This window comes from Pseudomonas sp. FP2254 (assembly GCF_030687695.1).
GTDB lineage: Bacteria > Pseudomonadota > Gammaproteobacteria > Pseudomonadales > Pseudomonadaceae > Aquipseudomonas > Aquipseudomonas quebecensis.
The window spans coordinates 4965394-4990150 of the sequence record NZ_CP117444.1 but is presented as its reverse complement, the minus strand read 5'-3'; the positions used below and the strand labels follow the sequence as shown (position 1 = coordinate 4990150).

14 protein-coding genes, 6 tRNA genes and 3 rRNA genes are annotated in these 24757 nt (G+C 54.7%); 21 read left to right on the top strand and 2 right to left on the bottom strand.

Annotated features, from left to right (window positions below):
* Window positions 1-55: 55 nt before the first annotated feature.
* Together PSH94_RS23045 and PSH94_RS23040 are read right to left on the bottom strand one after the other, a co-directional pair.
* The gene (locus PSH94_RS23045) at window positions 56-1147 is read right to left on the bottom strand and encodes an anhydro-N-acetylmuramic acid kinase (protein ID WP_181081903.1); all 1092 of its coding nucleotides are present in this window, start codon (window positions 1145-1147) and stop codon (window positions 56-58) included.
* 3 nt (window positions 1148-1150) lie between these two features.
* A complete protein-coding gene (locus tag PSH94_RS23040) occupies window positions 1151-2569 on the bottom strand; it encodes a peptidoglycan DD-metalloendopeptidase family protein (RefSeq protein WP_181081902.1) in 1419 nt (472 codons plus the stop codon).
* Window positions 2570-2779: 210 nt separating this feature from the next.
* Between PSH94_RS23040 and tyrS the strand changes: the two genes are divergently transcribed.
* From tyrS to rpoC, 21 genes are all read left to right on the top strand, one after another.
* Window positions 2780-3979, top strand: a complete 1200-nt coding sequence (gene tyrS / locus PSH94_RS23035) for a tyrosine--tRNA ligase (RefSeq protein WP_181081901.1) — start codon at window positions 2780-2782, stop codon at window positions 3977-3979.
* 552 nt (window positions 3980-4531) lie between these two features.
* Window positions 4532-6068: ribosomal RNA gene (locus tag PSH94_RS23030) — 16S ribosomal RNA — on the top strand.
* Between the two features lie 82 nt (window positions 6069-6150).
* A tRNA-Ile gene (locus PSH94_RS23025) sits at window positions 6151-6227 on the top strand.
* Window positions 6228-6257: 30 nt separating this feature from the next.
* Window positions 6258-6333: transfer RNA gene (locus PSH94_RS23020), tRNA-Ala, on the top strand.
* Window positions 6334-6579: 246 nt separating this feature from the next.
* Window positions 6580-9471, top strand: a 23S ribosomal RNA gene (locus PSH94_RS23015).
* 151 nt (window positions 9472-9622) lie between these two features.
* A 5S ribosomal RNA gene (gene rrf, locus PSH94_RS23010) occupies window positions 9623-9738 on the top strand.
* The 16S, 23S and 5S rRNA genes sit together here with 2 tRNA genes alongside, the layout of an rRNA operon.
* Before the next feature lie 172 nt (window positions 9739-9910).
* Window positions 9911-10870 carry a bifunctional biotin--[acetyl-CoA-carboxylase] ligase/biotin operon repressor BirA gene (gene birA / locus PSH94_RS23005; RefSeq protein WP_181081303.1) on the top strand — a complete coding sequence of 320 codons (960 nt, stop codon included), beginning with the start codon at window positions 9911-9913 and terminating at the stop codon, window positions 10868-10870.
* Complete coding sequence (locus PSH94_RS23000; RefSeq protein WP_181081304.1) at window positions 10860-11609, top strand: pantothenate kinase; 750 nt, start codon at window positions 10860-10862, stop codon at window positions 11607-11609. The genes birA and PSH94_RS23000 overlap by 11 nt, the downstream gene beginning before the upstream one ends.
* Window positions 11610-11616: 7 nt before the next feature.
* Window positions 11617-12063: a hypothetical protein gene (locus PSH94_RS22995; RefSeq protein ID WP_181081305.1), complete on the top strand. Its 447-nt coding sequence runs from the start codon at window positions 11617-11619 to the stop codon at window positions 12061-12063.
* A 143-nt stretch (window positions 12064-12206) separates the two neighbouring features.
* Window positions 12207-12291: transfer RNA gene (locus PSH94_RS22990), tRNA-Tyr, on the top strand.
* A 24-nt stretch (window positions 12292-12315) separates the two neighbouring features.
* Window positions 12316-12389 (top strand) — tRNA-Gly (locus PSH94_RS22985).
* 26 nt (window positions 12390-12415) lie between these two features.
* Window positions 12416-12491, top strand: a tRNA-Thr gene (locus tag PSH94_RS22980).
* 160 nt (window positions 12492-12651) lie between these two features.
* Window positions 12652-12727: transfer RNA gene (locus PSH94_RS22975), tRNA-Trp, on the top strand.
* A 45-nt stretch (window positions 12728-12772) separates the two neighbouring features.
* The gene (gene secE / locus PSH94_RS22970) at window positions 12773-13141 is read left to right on the top strand and encodes a preprotein translocase subunit SecE (RefSeq protein ID WP_003194658.1); all 369 of its coding nucleotides are present in this window, start codon (window positions 12773-12775) and stop codon (window positions 13139-13141) included.
* A gap of 9 nt (window positions 13142-13150) precedes the next feature.
* Window positions 13151-13684: a transcription termination/antitermination protein NusG gene (gene nusG, locus PSH94_RS22965; protein ID WP_003176436.1), complete on the top strand. Its 534-nt coding sequence runs from the start codon at window positions 13151-13153 to the stop codon at window positions 13682-13684.
* Between the two features lie 117 nt (window positions 13685-13801).
* Complete coding sequence (gene rplK, locus PSH94_RS22960) at window positions 13802-14233, top strand: 50S ribosomal protein L11 (protein ID WP_003176435.1); 432 nt, start codon at window positions 13802-13804, stop codon at window positions 14231-14233.
* Entirely contained in the window at window positions 14233-14928 is a 696-nt protein-coding gene (gene rplA, locus PSH94_RS22955; protein WP_003176434.1) for a 50S ribosomal protein L1, read from the top strand. The genes rplK and rplA overlap by 1 nt, the downstream gene beginning before the upstream one ends.
* A 198-nt stretch (window positions 14929-15126) precedes the next feature.
* Window positions 15127-15627 carry a 50S ribosomal protein L10 gene (gene rplJ / locus PSH94_RS22950; RefSeq protein ID WP_034101003.1) on the top strand — a complete coding sequence of 167 codons (501 nt, stop codon included), beginning with the start codon at window positions 15127-15129 and terminating at the stop codon, window positions 15625-15627.
* A 75-nt stretch (window positions 15628-15702) separates the two neighbouring features.
* A complete protein-coding gene (gene rplL, locus PSH94_RS22945) occupies window positions 15703-16068 on the top strand; it encodes a 50S ribosomal protein L7/L12 (RefSeq protein ID WP_034148078.1) in 366 nt (121 codons plus the stop codon).
* A 219-nt stretch (window positions 16069-16287) separates the two neighbouring features.
* Window positions 16288-20361 carry a DNA-directed RNA polymerase subunit beta gene (gene rpoB / locus PSH94_RS22940; RefSeq protein ID WP_181081306.1) on the top strand — a complete coding sequence of 1358 codons (4074 nt, stop codon included), beginning with the start codon at window positions 16288-16290 and terminating at the stop codon, window positions 20359-20361.
* 64 nt (window positions 20362-20425) lie between these two features.
* Window positions 20426-24625, top strand: a complete 4200-nt coding sequence (gene rpoC, locus PSH94_RS22935; RefSeq protein WP_305435858.1) for a DNA-directed RNA polymerase subunit beta' — start codon at window positions 20426-20428, stop codon at window positions 24623-24625.
* The last annotated feature ends 132 nt before the right edge of the window (window positions 24626-24757 follow it).

The following is a 24757-nucleotide window of genomic DNA, read 5'->3' as shown; positions in this document are numbered from 1 at the left end:
TACAAAAACGCCGCTTGGCTTTGATAGGCCAAGCGGCGTTTTGCTGTCTGGAAGGTCACGCGGGGTAGATCGCGCCGAGTATTCGCAGCCCGCGCGCACCGGTCACGCTCGGGCGATTAGTAGCGATGCCTTCAAGACAGCAATGGGCCAGCCAGGCGAATGCCATGGCTTCCACCCAGTCAGGGTCCACGCCATAAGTCGCGGTGGTGCTGACTTGAGTGGAGGGCAGTAACGCCGCCAGACGCCTCATCAGCGTGCTGTTATGCGCACCGCCGCCGCAAACCAGTAGGGTTTCAGTGTGGCTTTGTGCGATTTGCAGGGACTCGACGATGGTCTGCGCGGTCAGTTCCAGCAAGGTGGCCTGCACGTTCTGAGGCGCGAAGGCTGGCAGGCGGGCGAGGTGCTGTTGCAGCCATCCGAGATTGAACACTTCACGGCCGGTGCTCTTCGGACCTTTGGTGGTGAAGAACGGATCGCTGAGCAATGCGTTGAGTAGCTGTGGCTCAACGTTACCGCCGCCGGCCCACTGGCCATCGCGGTCGAAGTGGTGGCCTTGCTGGAGGTGGATCCAGGCATCCAGCAGCACGTTGCCCGGGCCACAGTCGAAGCCTGCGACCGGCTTGCCTGTCTCGATCAAACTGAGGTTGCTGAAACCGCCTACGTTCAGTACCGCGCGGTTGCCGCTGCGCTCACCAAACAGGGCCTCATGAAATGCAGGTACCAATGGTGCGCCCTGGCCGCCGGCGGCGACGTCGCGGCTGCGGAAGTCGCTGACGACGGTAATGCCAGTCAATTCGGTGAGCAGCGCGGGGTTGCCGATCTGTACGGTAAAACCTCGGGAAGGTTCGTGACGAATGGTCTGACCGTGGCTGCCAATCGCACGAATGTGCTGCGGTTTGAGATTCTGCTGGCCCAGTAACGTATGGATGCCTTGAGCGGCGAGTGCAACCCAGTGTTGCTGGGCAATGGCCGACCGGGCGATTTCATCCGGGCCGCTGGCGCACAGGCCCAGCAATTCGGCGCGCAGGCTGTCGGGCATGGGGACGTAATGGGTGGCGATCAAGCTGATCGCCGCGTCCTGCTCGATGAGGGCAATGTCCAGGCCATCAAGGCTGGTCCCGGACATTACACCTATATAGCGCGGCATCGCTTAACGCTTCGCCGAAGCCAGCAAGGTGGTGCGCTCCTGATCCATGCGCGCCATCAGCGGCTGGCTCTGTTGCATGAAGCGCGCGCGCTCGGCTTTGGCGATGGGGTCAGCCATCGGCAGCTTCTGGCCCAGTGGGTCGACGTGAACGCCGTTGACCTGGAACTCATAGTGCAGATGCGGGCCGGTAGACAGGCCCGTAGTGCCGATATAGCCAATCACCTGGCCTTGCTTCACGTTGCCGCCCGTTTGCACGCCCTTGGCGAACCCTTGCATGTGGCCATACAGCGTACGGTACGTGTTGCCGTGCTGGATGATGACAGTGTTGCCATACCCGCCGCGACGGCCGGCCAGCAGTACCTTGCCGTCACCGGCAGCCTTGATCGGCGTACCGCGTGGCGCGGCATAGTCGACGCCTTTGTGGGCGCGAATCTTGTTCAGAATAGGGTGCTTGCGGCCCATGGAAAAACGCGAGCTGATGCGAGCGAAATCCACTGGCGTACGGATGAACGCCTTGCGCATGCTGTTGCCGTCAGCGGTGTAGTAGCTGGTGTTGCCTTGTTTGTTGGTGTAGCGCACGGCGGTGTAGGTTTTGCCGCGATTGGTAAAGCGCGCGGAGAGAATGTTGCCGGTGCCGACCACTTTGCCGTTGGCGACTTTCTGCTCGTAGATGACGTCGAATTCATCGCCCTGACGGATGTCTTGGGCGAAGTCGATGTCATAGCCAAAGACACTGGCCATGTCCATGGTCATGTTGTGGGACAGGCCCGCGCGGGCAGCCGATTGAGACAGTGAGCTGTTAATCACGCCGTGAACGTAGGCGGAGCGCATTACCGGCTTGGTGGTGATGCGATTGAAGGCAAAGCCCTTGGGGCCCTTGGTCAACGTGATGCTTTCCAGATCGCTGACATTGCTGTGCAGATTGTTCAGCTGGCCATCCGGCGTCAGCTCGAATTCCAGTTTCTGCCCGTGCTTGAGCTGGGTGAATTGCTTGGCTTGCTTATCGCTGGCCAACACTTGCGTAACGGACGCCGCCGGCAGGCCTACTTTTTCGAACAGGGTGGAGAGGGTATCGCCCTTGGCAACGATCACTTCGCGGTGTTGTGGGCCCTTCGCCGGTGTCGGTGCCGGTACGGGTGGGTTTTGGGTGGCTTGCTGGGTGTCCTCGGGAGTGCTTTCTATCTGCGCGAACGGTGATTCCACGGGTGCGTTTGTGGCTTGTTGAGCGTCGGAAGCGTCTTGATCTTGTGTCAGTTGTTCAACGGGGCTCTCCAGGTCAAGGCTCAGAGACGTTCGTTTGGCTTCTACATCACTGGAAGGGAATACCAGGAGTGCCAGGCTGAGAAGGGCGGCGATACCACTTGCGGCAAGCAGGTGGGTCTTCGGGTAAAGCGGCGGCGCTTTAGACGGTTCAGTGGTCATAGGTAATTTGACTTTGAAAAGATGAAATGGAAAAGATGAATGACATGATGAAGATGAAATAACTGTATAAAATATAACCAAATCATCTGTGGCGCAAGCTCGCGAATGCCGGGCTTGCTGAAGGTTGTCCGTTTGCAGGGCAAAACTTGTAATTAGTCCCTGATCTTGTATGGTTGGTTCCCTTTTGAATCTGAGCCTTGCGGGTCTGTTATGAAGTCGGTTGAAGAGCAGCTAGCGCTGATAAAACGTGGTGCGGAAGAACTGTTGGTCGAGGCTGAGCTGATCGAAAAGCTCAAGCGTGGCCAGCCCCTGCGTATCAAGGCCGGCTTTGATCCGACCGCACCGGATCTGCACCTGGGACACACCGTGCTTATTAATAAGCTGCGTCAGTTCCAGGAACTGGGGCATCAGGTGATCTTCCTGATAGGTGACTTCACCGGGATGATCGGTGATCCAAGCGGAAAGAGCGCGACGCGACCACCCCTGACCCGTGAACAGGTTCTCGATAATGCCGAGACCTACAAAACGCAGGTATTCAAGATTCTCGATCCGGCCAAGACCGAGGTGGCATTCAATTCCACCTGGATGGATCAGATGGGGCCGGCAGACTTTATCCGCCTGACTTCTCAGTACACCGTGGCGCGCATGCTCGAGCGTGATGATTTCGATAAGCGCTATTCGACTAATCAGCCGATTGCCATCCATGAGTTTCTCTACCCGCTGGTTCAGGGGTATGACTCGGTAGCGTTGCGCGCGGACGTTGAGCTGGGCGGGACGGATCAGAAATTCAATCTCCTGATGGGGCGTGAGTTGCAACGCGCCTATGGGCAGGAAGCTCAATGCATTCTGACCATGCCTTTGCTGGAGGGGTTGGACGGCGTCAAGAAGATGTCCAAATCCTTGGGTAACTATGTAGGTATTCAGGAGGCGCCGGGTGTGATGTACGGCAAGCTTGTGTCCATACCTGATGCATTGATGTGGCGTTATTTCGAGCTATTGAGCTTCCGCTCGATGGATGAGATCAATGCGCTGCGTGCTGAGGTTGAAGCGGGGGCCAATCCGCGGGACGTGAAGATCAAGTTGGCTGAAGAGATCGTAGCGCGTTTCCATGGCGAGGAGGCTGCGGCCAGCGCTCACCGTGCGGCAGGCAATCGTATGAAAGATGGCGAGTTGCCGGATGATCTGCCGGAGATCGAATTGGCTGCGACGGAGGCGATGCCCATTGCCGCCGTCCTCAATAAGGCGGGCCTGGTGAAGAACTCGGCAGTCGCTCGCGATCTTTTGGGTTCTGGCGGCGTGCGTATTGATGGTGAGGTGGTTGATCGCGCCTTTATATACCAGCTGGGCGCGACTCATGTTTGTCAGGCTGGGAAGAAGGCATTTGCGCGTATTACGCTCAAATCGGAATAAACCTGAAATTAACGGTTGACGGCGAATTATATCTGTCTATAATTCGCCCCACTTCCGGCGCAGTCGAAACGGAAAACTCCTTGGTAAACAAAGAGTTACGCAGAATTCGACAGCGGATCGCTTCAGTTCATCGAAGCCCAGAAGGAGTTGGTAGGGCAAGGTTGTTTGGCTCTATTAACGTTTCGATCTTCTCGGTCGAAAGCGGAGAAAAAGAGGTGTTGACAGCAGCGTGTAACGCTGTAGAATTCGCCTCCCGCTAACGAGAGATCGGAAGCGCAAGTGGTTGAAGTTGTTGAAGAAATCTTCGAAAACTTCTGAAAATAATCACTTGACAGCAAATGAGGCTGCTGTAGAATGCGCGCCTCGGTTGAGACGAAAGATCTTAACCAACCGCTCTTTAACAACTGAATCAAGCAATTCGTGTGGGTGCTTGTGGAGTCAGACGATAGTCAACAAGATTATCAGCATCACAAGTTACTCCGCGAGAAATCAAAGATGTAACCAACGATTGCTGAGCCAAGTTTAGGGTTTCTTAAAAACCCAAAGATGTTTGAACTGAAGAGTTTGATCATGGCTCAGATTGAACGCTGGCGGCAGGCCTAACACATGCAAGTCGAGCGGTAGAGAGAAGCTTGCTTCTCTTGAGAGCGGCGGACGGGTGAGTAATGCCTAGGAATCTGCCTGGTAGTGGGGGATAACGTTCGGAAACGGACGCTAATACCGCATACGTCCTACGGGAGAAAGCAGGGGACCTTCGGGCCTTGCGCTATCAGATGAGCCTAGGTCGGATTAGCTAGTTGGTGGGGTAATGGCTCACCAAGGCGACGATCCGTAACTGGTCTGAGAGGATGATCAGTCACACTGGAACTGAGACACGGTCCAGACTCCTACGGGAGGCAGCAGTGGGGAATATTGGACAATGGGCGAAAGCCTGATCCAGCCATGCCGCGTGTGTGAAGAAGGTCTTCGGATTGTAAAGCACTTTAAGTTGGGAGGAAGGGCCATTACCTAATACGTGATGGTTTTGACGTTACCGACAGAATAAGCACCGGCTAACTCTGTGCCAGCAGCCGCGGTAATACAGAGGGTGCAAGCGTTAATCGGAATTACTGGGCGTAAAGCGCGCGTAGGTGGTTTGTTAAGTTGGATGTGAAATCCCCGGGCTCAACCTGGGAACTGCATTCAAAACTGACTGACTAGAGTATGGTAGAGGGTGGTGGAATTTCCTGTGTAGCGGTGAAATGCGTAGATATAGGAAGGAACACCAGTGGCGAAGGCGACCACCTGGACTGATACTGACACTGAGGTGCGAAAGCGTGGGGAGCAAACAGGATTAGATACCCTGGTAGTCCACGCCGTAAACGATGTCAACTAGCCGTTGGGAGCCTTGAGCTCTTAGTGGCGCAGCTAACGCATTAAGTTGACCGCCTGGGGAGTACGGCCGCAAGGTTAAAACTCAAATGAATTGACGGGGGCCCGCACAAGCGGTGGAGCATGTGGTTTAATTCGAAGCAACGCGAAGAACCTTACCAGGCCTTGACATCCAATGAACTTTCTAGAGATAGATTGGTGCCTTCGGGAACATTGAGACAGGTGCTGCATGGCTGTCGTCAGCTCGTGTCGTGAGATGTTGGGTTAAGTCCCGTAACGAGCGCAACCCTTGTCCTTAGTTACCAGCACGTTATGGTGGGCACTCTAAGGAGACTGCCGGTGACAAACCGGAGGAAGGTGGGGATGACGTCAAGTCATCATGGCCCTTACGGCCTGGGCTACACACGTGCTACAATGGTCGGTACAAAGGGTTGCCAAGCCGCGAGGTGGAGCTAATCCCATAAAACCGATCGTAGTCCGGATCGCAGTCTGCAACTCGACTGCGTGAAGTCGGAATCGCTAGTAATCGCGAATCAGAATGTCGCGGTGAATACGTTCCCGGGCCTTGTACACACCGCCCGTCACACCATGGGAGTGGGTTGCACCAGAAGTAGCTAGTCTAACCTTCGGGGGGACGGTTACCACGGTGTGATTCATGACTGGGGTGAAGTCGTAACAAGGTAGCCGTAGGGGAACCTGCGGCTGGATCACCTCCTTAATCGACGACATCAGCTGCTCCATAAGTTCCCACACGAATTGCTTGATTCATTGAAGAAGACGATAAGAAGCAGCCCGAAATTGGGTCTGTAGCTCAGTTGGTTAGAGCGCACCCCTGATAAGGGTGAGGTCGGCAGTTCGAATCTGCCCAGACCCACCAATTTTGTGTGGGAAACGCCTGTAGAAATACGGGGCCATAGCTCAGCTGGGAGAGCGCCTGCCTTGCACGCAGGAGGTCAACGGTTCGATCCCGTTTGGCTCCACCACTACTGCTTCTGTTGTATAAAGCTTAGAAATGAGCATTCCATCACTGCGATGGTGAATGTTGATTTCTAGTCTTTGACTAGTTCGTTCTTTAAAAATTTGGGTATGTGATAGAAAGATAGACTGAACGTTACTTTCACTGGTAACGGATCAGGCTAAGGTAAAATTTGTGAGTTCTCTTAATTGAGAAATTCGAATTTTCGGCGAATGTCGTCTTCACAGTATAACCAGATTGCTTGGGGTTATATGGTCAAGTGAAGAAGCGCATACGGTGGATGCCTTGGCAGTCAGAGGCGATGAAAGACGTGGTAGCCTGCGAAAAGCTTCGGGGAGTCGGCAAACAGACTTTGATCCGGAGATGTCTGAATGGGGGAACCCAGCCATCATAAGATGGTTATCTTGTACTGAATACATAGGTGCAAGAGGCGAACCAGGGGAACTGAAACATCTAAGTACCCTGAGGAAAAGAAATCAACCGAGATTCCCTTAGTAGTGGCGAGCGAACGGGGACTAGCCCTTAAGTGGCTTTGAGATTAGCGGAACGCTCTGGAAAGTGCGGCCATAGTGGGTGATAGCCCTGTACGCGAAAATCTCTTAGTCATGAAATCGAGTAGGACGGAGCACGAGAAACTTTGTCTGAATATGGGGGGACCATCCTCCAAGGCTAAATACTACTGACTGACCGATAGTGAACTAGTACCGTGAGGGAAAGGCGAAAAGAACCCCGGAGAGGGGAGTGAAATAGATCCTGAAACCGTATGCGTACAAGCAGTGGGAGCCCACTTTGTTGGGTGACTGCGTACCTTTTGTATAATGGGTCAGCGACTTATTTTCAGTGGCGAGCTTAACCGAATAGGGGAGGCGTAGCGAAAGCGAGTCTTAATAGGGCGTCTAGTCGCTGGGAATAGACCCGAAACCGGGCGATCTATCCATGGGCAGGTTGAAGGTTGGGTAACACTAACTGGAGGACCGAACCGACTACCGTTGAAAAGTTAGCGGATGACCTGTGGATCGGAGTGAAAGGCTAATCAAGCTCGGAGATAGCTGGTTCTCCTCGAAAGCTATTTAGGTAGCGCCTCATGTATCACTGTAGGGGGTAGAGCACTGTTTCGGCTAGGGGGTCATCCCGACTTACCAAACCGATGCAAACTCCGAATACCTACAAGTGCCGAGCATGGGAGACACACGGCGGGTGCTAACGTCCGTCGTGAAAAGGGAAACAACCCAGACCGTCAGCTAAGGTCCCAAAGTTATGGTTAAGTGGGAAACGATGTGGGAAGGCTTAGACAGCTAGGAGGTTGGCTTAGAAGCAGCCACCCTTTAAAGAAAGCGTAATAGCTCACTAGTCGAGTCGGCCTGCGCGGAAGATGTAACGGGGCTCAAACCATACACCGAAGCTACGGGTATCACGTAAGTGATGCGGTAGAGGAGCGTTCTGTAAGCCTGTGAAGGTGAGTTGAGAAGCTTGCTGGAGGTATCAGAAGTGCGAATGCTGACATGAGTAACGACAATGGGTGTGAAAAACACCCACGCCGAAAGACCAAGGTTTCCTGCGCAACGTTAATCGACGCAGGGTTAGTCGGTCCCTAAGGCGAGGCTGAAAAGCGTAGTCGATGGAAAACAGGTTAATATTCCTGTACTTCTGGTTATTGCGATGGAGGGACGGAGAAGGCTAGGCCAGCTTGGCGTTGGTTGTCCAAGTTTAAGGTGGTAGGCTGAGATCTTAGGTAAATCCGGGATCTTAAGGCCGAGAGCTGATGACGAGTCATCTTTTAGATGACGAAGTGGTTGATGCCATGCTTCCAAGAAAAGCTTCTAAGCTTCAGGTAACCAGGAACCGTACCCCAAACCGACACAGGTGGTTGGGTAGAGAATACCAAGGCGCTTGAGAGAACTCGGGTGAAGGAACTAGGCAAAATGGCACCGTAACTTCGGGAGAAGGTGCGCCGGTGAGGGTGAAGGACTTGCTCCGTAAGCTCATGCCGGTCGAAGATACCAGGCCGCTGCGACTGTTTATTAAAAACACAGCACTCTGCAAACACGAAAGTGGACGTATAGGGTGTGACGCCTGCCCGGTGCCGGAAGGTTAATTGATGGGGTTAGCTAACGCGAAGCTCTTGATCGAAGCCCCGGTAAACGGCGGCCGTAACTATAACGGTCCTAAGGTAGCGAAATTCCTTGTCGGGTAAGTTCCGACCTGCACGAATGGCGTAACGATGGCGGCGCTGTCTCCACCCGAGACTCAGTGAAATTGAAATCGCTGTGAAGATGCAGTGTATCCGCGGCTAGACGGAAAGACCCCGTGAACCTTTACTATAGCTTTGCACTGGACTTTGAATTTGCTTGTGTAGGATAGGTGGGAGGCTTTGAAGCGTGGACGCCAGTCTGCGTGGAGCCATCCTTGAAATACCACCCTGGCAACTTTGAGGTTCTAACTCAGGTCCGTTATCCGGATCGAGGACAGTGTATGGTGGGTAGTTTGACTGGGGCGGTCTCCTCCTAAAGAGTAACGGAGGAGTACGAAGGTGCGCTCAGACCGGTCGGAAATCGGTCGTAGAGTATAAAGGCAAAAGCGCGCTTGACTGCGAGACAGACACGTCGAGCAGGTACGAAAGTAGGTCTTAGTGATCCGGTGGTTCTGTATGGAAGGGCCATCGCTCAACGGATAAAAGGTACTCCGGGGATAACAGGCTGATACCGCCCAAGAGTTCATATCGACGGCGGTGTTTGGCACCTCGATGTCGGCTCATCACATCCTGGGGCTGAAGCCGGTCCCAAGGGTATGGCTGTTCGCCATTTAAAGTGGTACGCGAGCTGGGTTTAGAACGTCGTGAGACAGTTCGGTCCCTATCTGCCGTGGACGTTTGAGATTTGAGAGGGGCTGCTCCTAGTACGAGAGGACCGGAGTGGACGAACCTCTGGTGTTCCGGTTGTCACGCCAGTGGCATTGCCGGGTAGCTATGTTCGGAATAGATAACCGCTGAAAGCATCTAAGCGGGAAACTAGCCTCAAGATGAGATCTCACTGGAACCTTGAGTTCCCTGAAGGGCCGTCGAAGACTACGACGTTGATAGGTTGGGTGTGTAAGCGCTGTGAGGCGTTGAGCTAACCAATACTAATTGCCCGTGAGGCTTGACCATATAACACCCAAGCAATTTGAGTCGAAAGGCCAGATTGCGGTGTATGAAGACGCAATGAACCGAAAGTTCGACGCTCACAAAACACCGACAGCTGTCACATACCCAATTTGCTGAAGCGAGGCCATCTGGCCGCGACTCAGTACCCGAATTTCTTGACGACCATAGAGCATTGGAACCACCTGATCCCATCCCGAACTCAGCAGTGAAACGATGCATCGCCGATGGTAGTGTGGGGTTTCCCCATGTGAGAGTAGGTCATCGTCAAGATTAAATTCCGAAACCCCAATTGCGAGAGCAGTTGGGGTTTTGTTTTGGGCGCTCGAAAAGCGGAGTGAGGGCACTCTGATTTTCTCCTGTTTTCGACGCTAAATTTTGCCCTTTCTATGCAAGCACTCTTCGCATGGCTATCATGCGTGCCTCATTGTGAGGCGATACTTGCATGCTGATGTTGTTGAAGCTTCTTAAAGACGGCCGATTTCATTCTGGTGAGGAGCTCGGTGCGGCTCTGGGTGTGAGTCGTAGCGCGGTATGGAAGCAGCTCCAGAATTTAGAACTTGAATCGAACCTGGCTATTCACAGGGTTCGAGGAAGAGGCTATCAATTGGCTGCTCCTGTGTCCTTCCTGGATGCTGATGAAATTGCCCTGAATGCGCCTTCTTTGTCTTACCCCATTTTCATATCTGAATCTCTTGATTCGACCAACGCTGAAGCCCTGCGCTTGATTACTGCAGGCTCTACTGCGCCCTTTCTCGTGCTTGCGGAGCGGCAAACGGCAGGGCGGGGAAGACGTGGCCGCCAATGGGTAAGTCCGTTTGCGCAAAATATCTATTACAGCCTCGTATTGCGTATCGAAGACGGATTGCGCCAATTGGACGGGCTTAGCCTGGTTGTTGGTTTGGCTGTTATGCGCGCCTTGCAAGCGTCAGGCGTGCATCGTGCGGGACTGAAGTGGCCGAACGATGTGTTGGTGGATGGTAAGAAGATTGCCGGGATCCTGTTAGAGCTCGTGGGCGATCCGGCAGACATCTGTCACGTAGTCGTTGGCATTGGCATCAATGTGAATATGCAAGAAGTCGCCGGTATCGATCAGCAATGGACCTCTGTGCAATTGGAGGCTGGGGCTCCTGTTGATCGCAACCAAATGGTCGCGCAGCTTGGAGCGCAGTTGCAGCATTATCTCGAGTGTCACCGTGAATCTGGTTTTGAGGCTTTGCGAGAGGAGTGGGAGCAGAATCATCTGTGGCAGGGATGCTTGGTCTCCCTTATCGCAGGAGCAAATCAAATTCATGGGCGCGTGCTGGGTATCGATGGCCGTGGCGCTTTGCGCTTAAATGTAGCTGGTGTAGAGAAAGCATACAGCGGTGGTGAGCTAAGCCTGAGGTTGCGTGATGATTCTTGAGCTCGACTGTGGGAATAGCTTTATCAAATGGAGAGTGATCGAACCAATTGGAAAATCGGCGTTTGCCGAGGGGGTCGTTGGTTCGGATATGGCCTTAATTGAAGGGCTGAAGGTCGTTCCAGGCCTAAGCTTGGCGCGCTGTCGAATGGTGAGTGTTCGTGCGGTAGAGGAGACTGAAAGGCTCGTTGAGGCCCTGGTGCGTACCTTTAACCTCGTTGTCTCTGTTGCTGCCCCGGCCCGGGAAATGGGCGGTGTGCGCAACGGGTACCACGAGTTCGAGCGTCTGGGGCTGGACCGATGGTTGGCCATGCTGGGAGCCTTCAAGCTGGCAAATCGCGCGTGCTTGGTACTCGACTTTGGTACTGCGGCCACTGCAGATTATGTTGGGGCGGATGGAGAGCATCTGGGAGGGTTCATTTGCCCAGGGATGCCACTCATGCGTAATCAGCTGCGTACTCACACGCGCAAGATACGTTATGACGATGAGGAGGCCGAGCGAGCCTTGGAACGCCTGTCGCCGGGGCGTACTACTGTGGAAGCTGTGGAGCGCGGTTGTGCGCTGATGCTGAGGGGCTTCGTTTTGACCCAGTTGGAACAGGCGCGGGTTTACTGGGAGGATAATTTCACCGTGTTTCTTACGGGCGGAGATGCGCAATTGATAGCGGATGCGGTGCCTGAAGCTCGGCTTGTGCCCGACCTGGTTTTCGTTGGTTTGGCCATGGCCTGCCCTTTGCCCTGAGGTGTCTATGCGTTGGCTGTTTCTGCTTCTGGTTGTCCTCAATGTCTTCTATTACATTTGGCATCAGCAGGAGGCGCCTTTGCGCGCCAAAGATGTAACGCCTCTGAGTCTTTATCGTGGCTCGTCTCAGGATATAAGGCTATTGAGTGAATCTTCTGATGCTGCTGTCCGTCGGGATCGCTCTAAGACGGCTGAAGCGCAAGATACCTGCCTGTATGTCGGTGGGTTTGCCGATCAGCGCCAGGCGGTCGCGCTTGAGCAGCGACTTACAAGCCTGGATATAAAGGTCCAAGTCCAGTTGCTTAAGTCTTCAGACGCCTCCCGGTATTGGCTTCGGGTCTCGCCAGAAAGCCGGAGGCTGGCAGACGATCTGCCCCTTGAAAACCTTGCTAAGGAATTCAATGAGTTAAAACATAAAATAATGTTGTGCGAAGGCGTTGCAACTGCCGAATAGTTTGCATAGAATGGCGCCCGCTTCGCAGTGAAGACCGTTGAGGTCTACGGTGTGAAGCGAAGGTCAACGCAGCTAACCTCATATTTTTAAATGAGAAATTGCTTGACAGAAGGCTGGCATGATGTAGAATGCCGGCTCGCTTAGGAGGGGTTCCCGAGCGGCCAAAGGGATCAGACTGTAAATCTGACGTCTACGACTTCGAAGGTTCGAATCCTTCCCCCTCCACCATTTTTAGCGTGAGCTGCAGGCTCCGCGGGTATAGTTTAGTGGTAGAACCTCAGCCTTCCAAGCTGATGATGCGGGTTCGATTCCCGCTACCCGCTCCATGTTTGCAGGTTGTGCAAAGTGTTTTGCTCTTGTAGCTCAGTTGGTAGAGCACACCCTTGGTAAGGGTGAGGTCAGCGGTTCAAATCCGCTCAAGAGCTCCATATAACAAGGCAGATATGAAAATATCTGCCTTTGTTTTAACGGCTGCCTCGGCTTGTTGGTGTTTGCTTGGCTGTTTTGCTGGGTGACTTCAAGTCTAGTGGGGTTGGTTGTTGTAAAGTCTTTTTCAGGCCTGCATAATGGTCGGCCTGATTTTGTTTTAGGTCAGTAGCTCAATTGGCAGAGCGACGGTCTCCAAAACCGTAGGTTGGGGGTTCGATTCCCTCCTGACCTGCCAGATTCACGTGGTGTGTCTGGCTTTCTTTTCACAGGATCTTCATAGATGACTCCTAAGGCTGAAGCTCAAAGCTCTCGTTTCGATCTCGTCAAGTGGCTCGCTGTAGTCGCTTTGGTGGTCGTAGGCGTTGTTGGCAATCAGTACTATTCTGCTTCGCCGATCCTGTATCGAGTTCTTGCACTGCTGGCTCTTGCTGCTGTCGCTGCCTTTGTTGGCTTGCAGACTGCAAAGGGTAAGTCGTTTGCAGTCCTGGTGAAGGAAGCTCGCACCGAAATTCGTAAAGTCGTTTGGCCGACTCGCCAAGAAACCACGCAGACCACGCTGATTGTTGTGGCTGTCGTTCTGGTTATGGCGTTGCTGTTGTGGGGGCTTGATTCCCTGCTCGGTTGGCTTGTTTCCTTGATTGTTGGCTAAGGGTGTCCCGTGGCTAAGCGTTGGTACGTTGTGCATGCTTACTCGGGTTACGAGAAGCATGTTATGCGCTCTTTGCTGGAGCGCGTAAAGCTTGCAGGCATGGAAGATGGCTTCGGTGAAATTCTGGTTCCCACTGAAGAAGTGGTTGAAATGCGGAATGGTCAGAAGCGTAAAAGCGAACGCAAGTTCTTCCCTGGCTACGTGCTGGTTCAGATGGACATGAATGAGGGTACTTGGCACTTGGTCAAGGACACTCCTCGTGTCATGGGCTTTATCGGCGGTACTGCTGATAAGCCTGCGCCGATCACCGATAAAGAGGCGGAAGCGATTCTGCGTCGTGTCGCTGATGGTAGCGACAAGCCTAAGCCGAAGACGTTGTTCGAGCCTGGTGAAGTCGTTCGTGTTACAGATGGTCCGTTCGCTGACTTCAACGGAACTGTCGAAGAGGTTAACTACGAAAAGAGCCGGATCCAAGTGGCTGTGCTCATTTTCGGTCGCTCTACTCCGGTAGAGTTGGAGTTCAGCCAGGTCGAAAAGGTCTAGCTGAGCAAGCATCCCAACCCCACAGCCTTAGGCTGTGGGGTTTTGTCGTCACTGGGATAAACGCGCAAGTAACCGGGGAGCCTTTCGAGGCGTTTGAACCCGTAATTGGAGTGCCTCATGGCCAAGAAGATTACCGCTTACATCAAGCTGCAAGTGAAGGCCGCTCAGGCCAACCCTAGTCCACCTGTCGGCCCGGCTCTGGGTCAGCACGGCGTGAACATCATGGAATTCTGCAAGGCCTTCAACGCCCGTACTCAGGGTCTTGAGCCAGGTCTGCCGACCCCTGTGATCATCACCGTGTACAGCGACCGTAGCTTCACTTTTGAAACCAAGTCGACTCCGGCTTCGGTTCTGCTGAAGAAAGCTGCTGGCCTGACCAGCGGTTCCGCTCGTCCTAACACTGTTAAGGTTGGCACCGTCACTCGTGCCCAGCTGGAAGAGATCGCGAAAACCAAAAACGCTGATCTGACTGCAGCTGATATGGATGCAGCCGTGCGTACCATCGCCGGTTCTGCTCGTAGCATGGGCCTTAACGTGGAGGGTGTGTAATGGCTAAGCTGACCAAGCGCCAAAAGGCTATCGCCGGCAAAATCGAAGCAGGCAAGTCCTACAATTTTGTAGACGCCGCCGCTCTGCTGACCGAGCTGTCGACTGTCAAGTTCAGCGAGTCCGTTGACGTTGCTGTGAACCTGGGCGTTGACCCACGTAAATCCGACCAGGTCGTTCGTAGCGCGACTGTGCTGCCACACGGCACTGGCAAGACTGTACGTGTAGCTGTTTTCACCCAGGGTCCTGCTGCTGAAGCTGCCCTGGCTGCCGGCGCTGACCGCGTTGGCATGGACGACCTGGCTGCCGAAATGAAAGGCGGCGACCTGAACTACGACGTGGTCATCGCTTCTCCTGATGCAATGCGTGTTGTAGGTCAGTTGGGTCAGATCCTGGGTCCACGTGGCCTGATGCCTAACCCAAAAGTCGGCACCGTAACTCCAGACGTAGCTACCGCGGTTAAGAACGCCAAAGCTGGTCAGGTTCGTTATCGCACCGACAAAAACGGCATCATTCACACCTCCGTTGGCAAGGTTGGCTTCGACGCCGTCAAGCTGAAGGAAAACGTTGAAGCCCTGATCGCGGATCTGAAGCGTATCAAGCCAGCTTCTTCGAAAGGCATCTACGTTAAGCGCGTTACCCTGAGCACCACTATGGGCCCAGGTCTGGTCATCGACCAAGGTTCGCTGGACGTATAAGACACAGATTGGTGCAAGCAATTGCGCCAATTGAAAAATTGGGGTCCCTGCCTGGCGGGGGCTATCCAAGACCGTAGGCGACGCAAGTCTTAAACCACAAGCCTACGCAGATGGTGCTCCCGGTTCCTTACCGAATCAGACACCAAAACGACATCCGGCTCAGGTCGGATGAAACGGTAACAAGCAGGAGTTAAACCCGTGGCAATTAATCTCGAAGACAAGAAGGCCATCGTCGCTGAAGTCAACGAGGCTGCCAAAGCTGCTCTGTCCGCTGTCGTGGCTGATGCCCGTGGTGTGACAGTAGGCGCTATGACCGGACTCCGTAAAGAGGCTCGTGAAGCTGGCGTATACGTACGTGTTGTACGTAACACCCTGCTCAAGCGCGCTGTTGCTGACACTGAATACAGTGTTCTCAATGACGTGTTCACCGGCCCGACCTTGATTGCATTCTCCACCCAACATCCAGGTGCTGCTGCCCGTTTGTTCAAAGAGTTTGCTAAGGGTCAGGATAAGTTCGAGATCAAGGCAGCTGCGTTCGAGGGCAAGTACCTCGCAGCTAACCAAATCGACGTGCTGGCAACTCTGCCGACCCGTGACGAAGCAATCTCCCAGCTGATGAGCGTGATTCAAGGCGCTACCAGCAAATTGGCTCGTACTCTGGCGGCAATTCGCGACCAAAAAGAAGCTGCTGCAGCCTAAGGCTCGTCAACTTCTCGCGTTTTTTGTTTTTTTCGATGGTCGCGTAGGCCGTCCCCAATATCAGGAATTAGATTCATGTCTATCTCTCAGAACGATATCCTTGAAGCAGTTGGCAACATGTCCGTAATGGAAGTTGTTGAGCTGATCAAAGCTTTCGAAGAAAAATTCGGCGTTACCGCTGCTGCTGCTTCCGCTGGTCCAGCTGCTGCTGCTGCCGTTGTTGAAGAGCAAACCGAATTCAACGTCATGCTGACCGAAGCTGGCGAGAAGAAAGTTAACGTGATCAAGGCAGTACGTGAACTGACCGGTCTGGGCCTGAAAGAAGCCAAGGCTGTAGTTGACGGCGCTCCTGCCATGGTTCTGGAAGCTGTTGCCAAAGACGCAGCTGACAAAGCCAAAGCAACTCTGGAAGAAGCAGGCGCTAAAGTCGAGCTGAAGTAAGCATCGACCTTGCGTCTCCAGCCCAAGCGTTAAGCTGAAGGCTGATGGCTGGTGGCTCTTGCCACCGGCCTTTTTCCGTTCTTGGCTGTCGACTCGGTCGCCGCCATTAACGCGCTGTAGCCACCCGATGCGGTGGTGCAAACCATGGGGTTTGCAAGATTTTCTGGCTGCTCCCGTCGGAGGGGCCAAACAAGCAGGTGACCAAGCTGGGGAACGCTGATGGCTTACTCATATACTGAGAAAAAACGTATCCGCAAGGACTTTAGCAAGTTGCCGGACGTCATGGATGTCCCGTACCTTCTGGCTATCCAGCTGGATTCGTATCGTGAATTCTTGCAGGCGGGAGCGACCAAAGATCAGTTCCGCGACGTGGGCCTGCATGCGGCCTTCAAATCCGTTTTCCCGATCATCAGCTACTCCGGCAATGCTGCGCTGGAGTACGTGGGTTATCGCCTGGGCGAACCGGCATTTGATGTCAAAGAATGTGTGTTGCGTGGCGTTACGTACGCCGTACCTTTGCGGGTAAAAGTCCGTCTGATCATTTTCGACAAAGAATCGTCGAACAAAGCGATCAAGGACATCAAAGAGCAAGAAGTCTACATGGGCGAAATCCCATTGATGACTGAAAACGGTACCTTCGTTATTAACGGTACCGAGCGTGTAATCGTTTCCCAGCTGCACCGTTCCCCGGGCGTGTTCTTTGACCACGACCGCGGCAAAACGCACAGCTCCGGCAAGCTCCTGTATTCCGCGCGGATTATTCCGTACCGCGGTTCGTGGCTGGACTTCGAGTTCGACCCGAAAGACTGCGTATTCGTGCGTATTGACCGTCGTCGTAAACTGCCGGCCTCGGTATTGTTGCGCGCGCTCGGCTATACCACCGAACAGGTGCTGGATGCTTTCTACACCACCAACGTATTCAGCCTGAAGGATGAAACCCTCAAGCTGGAACTGATTGCTTCGCGTCTGCGTGGTGAAATTGCTGTCCTGGACATCCAGGATGAAAAAGGCAAGGTTATTGTTGAAGCTGGCCGTCGTATCACTGCGCGCCACATCAACCAGATCGAAAAAGCCGGTATCACAGAGCTCGAAGTGCCTCTGGACTATGTCCTGGGTCGCACCACCGCCAAGGTTATCGTTCACCCGGCCACAGGCGAGATCCTGGCTGAGTGCAACACCGAGCTGAACACCGAGATCCTGGCGAAAATCGCCAAGGCCCAGGTTGTTCGCATCGAAACCCTGTATACCAACGACATCGACTGCGGTCCGTTCATCTCCGACACGCTGAAGATCGACTCCACTAGCAACCAATTGGAAGCGCTGGTCGAGATCTATCGCATGATGCGTCCTGGTGAGCCACCAACCAAAGACGCTGCCGAAACCCTGTTCAACAACCTGTTCTTCAGCCCTGAGCGCTATGACCTGTCCGCGGTCGGCCGGATGAAGTTCAACCGTCGTATCGGTCGTACCGAGATCGAAGGTTCGGGCGTGCTGTGCAAGGAAGATATCGTTGCGGTTCTGAAGACTCTGGTCGACATCCGTAACGGCAAAGGCATTGTCGATGACATCGACCACCTGGGTAACCGTCGTGTTCGCTGCGTAGGCGAAATGGCCGAGAACCAGTTCCGCGTTGGCCTGGTGCGTGTTGAGCGTGCGGTCAAAGAGCGTCTGTCGATGGCTGAAAGCGAAGGCTTGATGCCGCAAGACCTGATCAACGCCAAGCCAGTGGCTGCGGCGGTGAAAGAGTTCTTCGGTTCCAGCCAGCTTTCGCAGTTCATGGACCAGAACAACCCGCTCTCCGAGATCACCCACAAGCGCCGTGTTTCTGCACTGGGCCCGGGCGGTCTGACCCGTGAGCGTGCAGGCTTTGAAGTTCGTGACGTACACCCGACGCATTACGGTCGCGTATGCCCGATCGAAACGCCGGAAGGTCCGAACATCGGTCTGATCAACTCCTTGGCCGCCTATGCGCGCACCAACCAGTACGGCTTCCTCGAAAGCCCGTACCGTGTGGTGAAAGACGCTCTGGTTACTGACGAGATCGTCTTCCTGTCCGCCATCGAAGAAGCTGATCACGTGATCGCTCAGGCTTCGGCCACGATGAACGACAAGAAAGTCCTGATCGACGAGCTGGTAGCTGTTCGTCACTTGAACGAGTTCACCGTCAAGGCGCCGGAAGACGTCACCTTGATGGACGTTTCGCCGAAGCAGGTAGTTTCGGTCGCAGCGTCGCTGATCCCGTTCCTGGAGCACGATGACGCCAACCGTGCGTTGATGGGTTCCAACATGCAGCGTCAGGCTGTACCGACCCTGCGTGCCGACAAGCCGCTGGTAGGTACCGGCATGGAGCGTAACGTAGCTCGTGACTCCGGCGTTTGCGTCGTGGCTCGTCGTGGCGGCGTGATCGATTCCGTTGATGCCAGCCGTATCGTGGTTCGTGTTGCCGATGACGAAGTTGAAACTGGCGAAGCTGGTGTCGACATCTACAACCTGACCAAATACACCCGCTCGAACCAGAACACCTGCATCAACCAGCGTCCGCTGGTCAGCAAGGGTGATCGTGTCCAGCGCAGCGACATCATGGCCGACGGCCCGTCCACCGATATGGGTGAACTGGCTCTGGGTCAGAACATGCGCATCGCGTTCATGGCGTGGAACGGCTTCAACTTCGAAGACTCCATCTGCCTGTCCGAGCGTGTTGTTCAAGAAGACCGCTTCACCACGATCCACATTCAGGAACTGACCTGTGTGGCGCGTGATACCAAGCTTGGGCCAGAGGAAATCACTGCGGACATCCCGAACGTGGGTGAGGCTGCACTGAACAAGCTGGACGAAGCCGGTATCGTTTACGTAGGTGCTGAAGTTGGCGCAGGCGACATTCTGGTTGGTAAGGTCACTCCGAAAGGCGAGACCCAGCTGACCCCAGAAGAGAAACTGTTGCGTGCCATCTTCGGTGAAAAAGCCAGCGACGTTAAAGACACTTCCCTGCGTGTACCTACCGGTACCAAGGGTACTGTCATCGACGTACAGGTCTTCACCCGTGACGGCGTTGAGCGTGATGCTCGTGCGCTGTCCATTGAGAAGACCCAGCTCGACGAAATCCGCAAGGATCTGAACGAAGAGTTCCGTATCGTTGAAGGCGCGACCTTCGAACGTCTGCGCTCCGCTTTGGTAGGTCACAAAGCTGAAGGCGGCGCCGGTCTGAAGAAAGGTCAGGACATCACCAATGAAGTCCTCGACGGTCTTGAGCATGGTCAGTGGTTCAAACTGCGCATGGCCGAAGATGCTCTGAACGAGCAGCTCGAGAAGGCTCAGGCCTACATCGTTGATCGCCGCCGTCTGCTGGACGACAAGTTCGAAGACAAGAAGCGCAAACTGCAGCAGGGCGATGACTTGGCTCCAGGCGTGCTGAAAATCGTCAAGGTTTACCTGGCAATCCGTCGTCGCATCCAGCCGGGCGACAAGATGGCCGGTCGTCACGGTAACAAAGGTGTGGTCTCCGTGATCATGCCGGTTGAAGACATGCCGCACGATGCCAATGGCACACCGGTTGACGTCGTCCTCAACCCACTGGGCGTACCTTCGCGTATGAACGTTGGTCAGATCCTCGAAACCCACCTGGGCCTCGCAGCCAAAGGTCTGGGCGAGAAGATCAACCGTATGATCGAGGAGCAGCGCAAGGTTGCAGACCTGCGTAAGTTCCTGCACGAGATCTACAACGAGATCGGCGGTCGCAACGAAGAGCTGGACACCTTCTCCGACCAGGAAATCCTGGATCTGGCGAAGAACCTGCGCGGCGGCGTTCCAATGGCTACCCCGGTGTTCGACGGTGCCAAGGAAAGCGAAATCAAGGCCATGCTGAAACTGGCTGACCTGCCGGAAAGTGGCCAGATGCAGCTGTTCGACGGCCGTACCGGCAACAAGTTTGAGCGCCCGGTTACCGTTGGCTACATGTACATGCTGAAGCTGAACCACTTGGTAGACGACAAGATGCACGCGCGTTCTACCGGTTCGTACAGCCTGGTTACCCAGCAGCCGCTGGGTGGTAAGGCTCAGTTCGGTGGTCAGCGTTTCGGGGAGATGGAGGTCTGGGCACTGGAAGCATACGGTGCTGCTTACACTCTGCAAGAAATGCTCACAGTGAAGTCGGACGATGTGAACGGTCGTACCAAGATGTACAAAAACATCGTGGACGGCGATCACCGTATGGAGCCGGGCATGCCCGAGTCCTTCAACGTGTTGATCAAAGAAATTCGTTCCCTCGGCATCGATATCGATCTGGAAACCGAATAACACGTGACGCGAATCGAGAGCGGGGCAGTGATGCCCGCTCTCTGCTCCGCCAGGAGGAAAGGCCTTGAAAGACCTACTGAATTTGCTGAAAAACCAGGGTCAAGTCGAAGAGTTCGACGCCATCCGTATTGGGTTGGCATCGCCTGAGATGATCCGTTCGTGGTCGTTCGGTGAAGTTAAAAAGCCGGAAACCATTAACTACCGTACGTTCAAACCTGAGCGTGACGGCCTGTTCTGCGCCAAGATCTTTGGCCCGGTAAAGGATTACGAGTGCCTGTGCGGTAAGTACAAGCGCTTGAAGCACCGTGGTGTGATCTGCGAGAAGTGCGGCGTTGAAGTTGCGCTGGCCAAGGTTCGTCGTGAGCGCATGGCGCACATCGAGCTGGCTTCGCCGGTTGCCCACATCTGGTTCCTGAAGTCGCTGCCGTCCCGTATCGGCTTGCTGATGGACATGACCCTGCGTGATATCGAGCGCGTTCTCTACTTCGAGAGCTATGTCGTTATCGATCCGGGTATGACCACCCTTGAAAAGGGTCAGCTGCTGAACGACGAACAATACTTCGAAGCGCTGGAAGAGTTCGGCGACGATTTCGATGCCCGCATGGGCGCCGAAGCTGTCCGCGAACTCCTGCACGCTATCGACCTGGAGCACGAGATTGGCCGCCTGCGCGAAGAAATTCCGCAAACCAACTCCGAAACCAAAATCAAGAAACTGTCCAAGCGTCTGAAGTTGATGGAAGCCTTCCAGGGTTCCGGCAACTTGCCAGAGTGGATGGTGCTGACCGTTCTGCCGGTTCTGCCGCCGGATCTGCGTCCGCTGGTACCGTTGGATGGTGGTCGTTTCGCGACGTCCGACCTCAACGACCTGTACCGCCGCGTGATCAACCGTAACAACCGCTTGAAGCGCCTGCTTGATCTGTCCGCTCCTGACATCATCGTGCGCAACGAAAAGCGTATGTTGCAAGAGGCCGTCGATGCTCTGCTCGACAACGGTCGTCGTGGCCGCGCTATCACCGGTTCGAACAAGCGTCCTCTGAAATCCCTGGCTGACATGATCAAGGGTAAGCAAGGTCGTTTCCGTCAGAACTTGCTCGGTAAGCGTGTTGACTACTCCGGTCGTTCGGTAATTACCGTAGGCCCGACCTTGCGTCTGCACCAGTGCGGTCTGCCTAAGAAAATGGCGCTTGAACTATTCAAGCCGTTCATCTTCGGCAAGCTGGAAATGCGCGGTCTCGCAACCACCATCAAAGCGGCCAAGAAAATGGTCGAGCGCGAACTGCCAGAGGTTTGGGACGTTCTCGCTGAAGTGATTCGCGAACACCCGGTTCTCCTCAACCGTGCACCGACCCTTCACCGTCTGGGTATCCAGGCGTTTGAACCGGTGCTGATCGAAGGTAAGGCTATCCAGCTGCACCCTCTGGTCTGTGCTGCGTACAACGCCGACTTCGACGGCGACCAAATGGCCGTGCACGTACCGCTGACCCTGGAAGCCCAGCTGGAAGCGCGTGCGTTGATGATGTCGACCAACAACATTCTGTCGCCAGCCAACGGTGAGCCAATCATCGTTCCGTCGCAGGACGTTGTATTGGGTCTGTACTACATGACTCGTGAAGCGATCAACGCCAAAGGCGAAGGTCGTGTGTTCGCTGACCTGCAGGAAGTTGACCGTGTGTTCCGTGCCGGCGAAGCCGCACTGCACGCCAAGGTTAAAGTGCGGATCAACGAAACCGTCAACGACCGTGATGGCGGCAGCGTGACCAGCACCCGTATCGTCGACACCACTGTCGGCCGTGCGCTGTTGTATCAGGTTGTGCCAAAAGGCCTGTCGTACGATGTCGTCAACCTGCCAATGAAGAAAAAGGCGATCTCCAAGCTGATCAACCAGTGCTACCGCGTGGTTGGTTTGAAAGAGACCGTGATCTTCGCTGACCAGTTGATGTACACCGGTTTTGCTTATTCGACCATTTCCGGCGTTTCCATCGGTGTTAACGACTTCGTTATCCCGGATGAAAAAGCCCGCATCATCGGTGCAGCCACCGACGAAGTGAAAGAGATCGAAAGCCAGTACGCCTCCGGCCTGGTAACCCAGGGCGAGAAGTACAACAAGGTGATCGACCTTTGGTCCAAGGCCAACGATGAAGTTTCCAAGGCGATGATGGCCAACCTCTCGAAAGAGAAAGTCATCGACCGTCACGGCGACGAAGTTGACCAAGAGTCCTTCAACTCGATGTACATGATGGCCGACTCGGGCGCACGGGGTTCTGCTGCGCAGATCCGTCAGCTCGCCGGTATGCGTGGTCTGATGGCCAAGCCGGACGGTTCCATCATCGAAACGCCGATTACCGCGAACTTCCGTGAAGGGTTGAGCGTACTTCAGTACTTCATCTCGACTCACGGTGCTCGTAAAGGTCTGGCGGATACCGCGTTGAAAACCGCTAACTCCGGTTACCTGACCCGTCGTCTGGTAGACGTTGCACAAGATCTGGTGGTTACCGAGATCGATTGCGGCACCGAGCACGGCCTGCTGATGACTCCGCACATTGAAGGCGGCGACGTTGTAGAGCCGCTGGGTGAACGCGTATTGGGTCGTGTCATTGCCCGCGACGTATTCAAACCAGGCACCGAGGAAGTTATCGTTCCTGCCGGCACCCTGGTTGACGAGAAGTGGGTTGAGTTTATCGAGCTCAACAGCATCGACGAAGTGATTGTTCGCTCGCCGATCAGCTGCGAAACCCGCTACGGCATTTGCGCCAAGTGCTACGGCCGTGACTTGGCTCGTGGTCACCAGGTGAACATCGGTGAAGCGGTCGGCGTTATCGCTGCCCAGTCCATCGGTGAGCCGGGTACTCAGCTGACCATGCGTACGTTCCACATCGGTGGTGCGGCAAGCCGGACCTCCGCGGCTGACAGCGTTCAGGTGAAGAATGGCGGTACTGTCCGTCTGCACAACCTCAAGCACGTTGAGCGAGTGGATGGCCATCTGGTCGCTGTGTCCCGTTCCGGTGAGCTGGCGATTGCTGATGACTACGGTCGTGAGCGTGAGCGTTACAAGCTGCCGTACGGTGCTGTGATTTCGGTTAAAGAGGGTGACAAGGTCGACGCTGGCGCTATCGTGGCCAAGTGGGATCCGCACACTCACCCAATCGTTACCGAAATGAAAGGTACCGTGACCTACGTGGGCATGGAAGAAGGCATCACGATCAAGCGTCAGACTGACGAATTGACCGGTATGACCAACATTGAAGTCCTCGACGCGAAGGATCGTCCAGCTGCCGGTAAAGACATCCGTCCTGCCGTGAAGATGGTCGATGACAACGGTAAGGATCTGTTGCTGCCAGGCACTGACGTAATCGCTCAGTACTTCCTGCCAGCCAACGCCCTTGTCGGTGTAGCGGATGGTGCGAAGATCGCCATCGGTGACGTTATCGCGCGTATCCCGCAAGAGACTTCGAAGACCCGTGACATCACCGGTGGTCTGCCGCGTGTTGCCGACTTGTTCGAAGCTCGTCGTCCGAAGGAAGCGTCGATTCTGGCTGAAGTCAGCGGCACCATCGCGTTCGGTAAAGAGACCAAAGGCAAGCGCCGTCTGGTCATTACTCCGAACGACGGTAGTGATCCGTACGAAGAGCTGATTCCGAAGTGGCGTCACCTCAACGTCTTCGAAGGCGAACAGGTAAACCGCGGCGAAGTTATCTCTGACGGTCCAAGCGACCCACACGACATCCTGCGTCTGCTGGGTGTGAGTGCGCTGGCCAAGTACATCGTTAACGAGATCCAGGACGTTTACCGTCTGCAGGGTGTGAAGATCAACGATAAGCACATCGAGACCATCCTGCGTCAGATGCTGCGTAAAGTTGAAATCGCTGAATCCGGCGATTCGAGTTTCATCAAGGGCGACCAGATGGAATTGACTCACGTACTGGTAGAAAACGAGCGCCTTGCAGCGGAAGACAAGTTTGTCTCCAAGTTTACCCGTGTGTTGCTGGGTATCACTAAGGCGTCGTTGTCCACTGAGTCGTTCATCTCGGCGGCCTCCTTCCAGGAGACCACTCGCGTACTGACCGAAGCAGCGGTAACCGGCAAGCGCGATTACCTGCGCGGCCTGAAAGAGAACGTGGTCGTGGGTCGTCTGATCCCGGCTGGTACCGGTTTGGCTTATCACAGCGAACGTAAGCGTCGCCGTGATGCTGACAAGCCGCTGCGCGTAAGCGCCAGTGAAGTGGAAGCTGCACTGACCGAAGCGCTGAACTCAAGCGGTAACTGAGTTCTGCGATAGATGAGTCCGGGCCCTGGCCGCTCCGTTCGTCGGATCGAAGCAATTTTGCTCCGGTTCGATGGGCGGAGAGGTCGGGGCCTTGCCTTGACTGGGGACAAGATCCTCTTTAGACTCTTGTAC

Excerpts from the sequence above, each read along its gene's own strand:
- rplL (WP_034148078.1), top strand. The coding sequence starts at position 15,703 with ATGTCTATCTCTCAGAACGATATCCTTGAAGCAGTTGGCAACATGTCC.
- PSH94_RS23040 (WP_181081902.1), bottom strand. The coding sequence starts at position 2,569 with ATGACCACTGAACCGTCTAAAGCGCCGCCGCTTTACCCGAAGACCCAC.
- secE (WP_003194658.1), top strand. The coding sequence starts at position 12,773 with ATGACTCCTAAGGCTGAAGCTCAAAGCTCTCGTTTCGATCTCGTCAAG.
- PSH94_RS23045 (WP_181081903.1), bottom strand. The coding sequence starts at position 1,147 with ATGCCGCGCTATATAGGTGTAATGTCCGGGACCAGCCTTGATGGCCTG.
- PSH94_RS22995 (WP_181081305.1), top strand. The coding sequence starts at position 11,617 with ATGCGTTGGCTGTTTCTGCTTCTGGTTGTCCTCAATGTCTTCTATTAC.
- rplK (WP_003176435.1), top strand. The coding sequence starts at position 13,802 with ATGGCCAAGAAGATTACCGCTTACATCAAGCTGCAAGTGAAGGCCGCT.
- PSH94_RS23000 (WP_181081304.1), top strand. The coding sequence starts at position 10,860 with ATGATTCTTGAGCTCGACTGTGGGAATAGCTTTATCAAATGGAGAGTG.
- rpoB (WP_181081306.1), top strand. The coding sequence starts at position 16,288 with ATGGCTTACTCATATACTGAGAAAAAACGTATCCGCAAGGACTTTAGC.
- birA (WP_181081303.1), top strand. The coding sequence starts at position 9,911 with ATGCTGATGTTGTTGAAGCTTCTTAAAGACGGCCGATTTCATTCTGGT.
- rplA (WP_003176434.1), top strand. The coding sequence starts at position 14,233 with ATGGCTAAGCTGACCAAGCGCCAAAAGGCTATCGCCGGCAAAATCGAA.
- tyrS (WP_181081901.1), top strand. The coding sequence starts at position 2,780 with ATGAAGTCGGTTGAAGAGCAGCTAGCGCTGATAAAACGTGGTGCGGAA.